Origin of the sequence: Verminephrobacter aporrectodeae subsp. tuberculatae At4 (genome assembly GCF_000193225.1) — a bacterium.
GTDB lineage: Bacteria > Pseudomonadota > Gammaproteobacteria > Burkholderiales > Burkholderiaceae_C > Acidovorax > Acidovorax aporrectodeae.
Map to the genome: position 1 here is coordinate 1 of NZ_AFAL01000920.1, position 347 is coordinate 347.

General features: G+C 69.5%; 1 protein-coding gene. It reads left to right on the forward strand.

Going from position 1 to position 347, the window contains the following annotated elements:
• A partial coding sequence (locus VTU_RS29850) for a SwmB domain-containing protein (RefSeq protein ID WP_265597365.1) occupies nt 1-347 on the forward strand: 347 nt, incomplete at both ends.

Here is a 347-nt window from a genome sequence, read left to right on the forward strand (position 1 = left end):
GTGAGCAGCGCCAGCGGCGTCGCCATAAGCGTCGAGAACGTCACGGTGAGCGCCACGGCCAAGACCGTCACGCTGCACCTGAGCCGCGACGTGGACAGCACCGAGGCGGTGAGCGTGGGCTACACCCGGCCCGCGAGCGGCAACGTGCTCCAGGACGCAGCCGGCAACGCCGCGGAGAATCTCATCGCCCAGACGGTCAGCAACAGCACCGCAGCCGACACCACGGCGCCGGTGCTCGACACGGCCACGGTCAACGGGAACGATCTGGTACTGACCTACACCGAGGCGAGCAGCCTGGGTCTGGACGCGGTGCATACGGCCCCCGCCACGGCCTTTGCGGTCAGCAG